The sequence below is a fragment of the Aquabacter albus genome (assembly GCF_040049275.1).
GTDB lineage: Bacteria > Pseudomonadota > Alphaproteobacteria > Rhizobiales > Xanthobacteraceae > Aquabacter.
In genome coordinates this window covers 1-2,546 of the sequence record NZ_JBDZDT010000034.1, presented here as the reverse complement: position 1 = coordinate 2,546, position 2,546 = coordinate 1, and the positions used below count along the sequence as shown (strand labels likewise).

The following is a 2,546-nucleotide window of genomic DNA, read 5'->3' as shown; positions in this document are numbered from 1 at the left end:
TGGGCGACTGGCGGCTGGGCTTTGCGGCGGGATACTCCGCCTCCAGCTATCAGGTGGATGCCCGCTCCTCCTCCTTCTCCAGCGACAATGCCCATGTGGCGCTCTATGGCGGCGGCACGGTCGGGGCGCTCGGCGTGAGGTTCGGCGGGGCCTATAGCTGGGCGGACATGAGCGCCAGCCGCAGCGTCGTCTTCCCCGGCCTCTTCAACCAGCTCACCGCCGACACCACCGCCCGCACGGGCCAGGTGTTCGGCGAAGTGGGCTATGCCCTTTCCTTCGCCAACGTGGGACTGGAGCCGTTCGCGGGACTGGCCTACGTGAACGTGGACCTGGACGACTTCTCCGAGACGGGCGGCCCGTCCGCGCTGACTTCCTATGGGACAAGTGAAGGGGTGACCTATTCCACCCTGGGCGCCCGGATCAGCGTCCCTCTGGCGCTCGGCACCATCGCCACCAGCTTCAAGGGCACGCTGGCGTGGCAGCACGCCTTCGGCGACACCACGCCCGAAGCGCTGTTCGCCTTCGGCCCCGGCGCCCAGCCCTTCGCCATCTCCGGCGCCCCCATCGCCGCCGATGCGGCGCTGGTGGAAGCCGGCCTCGACATGGCCTTTACCGCCAACACCACCCTGTCCGTCTTCTATGCCGGCCAGCTTGCAGCGACCGAGACCAGCAACATGGTCAAGGGAAGTTTTGCGATCAGGTTCTGAGGCGGTTTGCACGCACGATCAGCCCCGCCGGCTCACCGCCGCGCGGGGCCATCCTTCCTGGCTCAGCCTGCCAAAGAGGCGGCAGAAATTCCAAGAATTACTAAAATTAACAGCGACGAATACGCCAATATGTAATTCCTGTAGGCCTTGATGCGAGCCGCCAATTCCGAACGTTCTGCGTCAGGCATTTTGAGCACCTAGCCAATATCGAAACTTTGTACCGACTATATGCTTGGCCCCGGCGCTCGTCACTTACCTCAGGCATGGAACAGCGAGTCGCCGCCATCAGGAGCTGGTGCCAAATATGCGCAACCACATAAGGCCGCCGAACACGGCTAATATTGTCAGGCTTAGGATCAAATAGGTCCAATCCGACATGCTCGCCCCCGCGAAGCCTGATGGGTGGAATGATTGGTCAGTCTTTGGAACAGTGGGCCACCAGTCGCTCGACTTTCTTGGCCGCCGCCTCCAGCGCGACCGGGTCGCCACTTTCGGCGGCGATCCTCACTGCCACGACAGCCTTGTTAAGGGGGGCCACGCTCTTCACTTTGCCGGCGGCCGCGCACAGGTAATGCAGCGCGTCGTCCAGGGTGACGATCCGCCGGGATTTGCCCTTTACCGCGATTGGACGCGGCAGAACCATGTTGAGCTGCGTCGGCATCATCAATTCAGATTATCCGAAATTCTATACAATCGGCTAAAAGCCGGGTTGCAACGCGCTCATTTCAAACTTGGTTCCTAGTGGGAGCGGCCTAGTGAGAGCCTCACGCTGGCAGCGCCATTCCCCGCGACACATTCCGCAAAGCCGCTTCCCGGTCCTCGCGATGTTGGCGGTTTGCTTCGATGGTCAGGGCCGAAATAGCGTTCGGATCGACTCAAATAGCCGGAGCCAAAACGGCTTCCGCCTTAGGCGGATAAGCTCGTCTTGGTTCCGGTGCCATTCCGCGACAAGTAATTCGCTGCGCACGACCGCCCCCTACACTCCAGCAAGTTTACCAAACGGTAACCATATCAAGCTTGCCTGGAAATCACTCGGAAGGAGTATGCGCGGAAACGCAGATCGTGCCGCTGGATGCTTTACCGCCACCAGCAGCGAGTGACCCAACGGCCACCCCCAACTCCGACGCGGCGGCATACGCGACGGCGGGGCGGCACCCAGACGCGGCGGCCACCGCGCCACACCCAGTAACTGCTCTCCGCGGGAGTGCCGTCGGGCGCTGCGCCGTAGGCTTCAGCCTCAGGTTGGGAGTCCGAAGCAGGCAAGTTCTTCAGTGCGTCCAGAGGCAGGGCTTGGGCGGACGTGGTGGCAATGGACGCCAGAGTGACTGCGCCCGCTGCTGATACTCCGACACCGCAAAGGCCGAGCAAAAAAGACCGTCTATCCATGTGATCCTCCCGGGGGACGTGCTCCGGGCAACGCCTCCATGCGCTACGGGTTCCTCATTCCGTGCGGGTAATTGAAGCTGACGCAGCGGCATCGTCAGCCCCGCGAGCCTCACAACCTACACGCTGTTGTTCCTATTTTGTTCTAGTGCATGATGGTGCTATCAGATGGAAGCGAGACATGACGGAGAGCGTACCGGCGCCAGCCGAGGGGCTGGTTTTTGACGACCCGCTAGCCAGGGATGTTGAGGAGGCAATAGCCGCTTGCGATGGCGATCCGCGGGCCACGGTTGGGGCGCTGCTGATCGCCTACCGCCTCCTGGAGGAGCATTGGCCTGCTGCCGGTTTCGTGGACACCGAGATAAGGTGTTCAACGGGACTGGAGAGCTGGAATGCAACGACGGAGGTTCAGCCGCGAGTTCAAGCTTGAGGCTGTAAGATTGGTGAAGGACCGGG

General features: G+C 62.0%; 2 protein-coding genes. One reads left to right on the top strand and one right to left on the bottom strand.

Translation table 11 applies throughout. From position 1 onward, the window contains the following. On the top strand, positions 1 to 707 hold a 707-nt coding region (locus ABLE91_RS28875), incomplete at its 5' end, for an autotransporter outer membrane beta-barrel domain-containing protein (protein ID WP_348936004.1). 415 nt (positions 708 to 1,122) lie between these two features. On the opposite strand, the gene ABLE91_RS28870 is transcribed toward ABLE91_RS28875, so the two are convergent. Then, positions 1,123 to 1,368, bottom strand: a complete 246-nt coding sequence (locus tag ABLE91_RS28870; RefSeq protein ID WP_348936003.1) for a hypothetical protein — start codon at positions 1,366 to 1,368, stop codon at positions 1,123 to 1,125. Positions 1,369 to 2,546 lie beyond the last annotated feature (1,178 nt).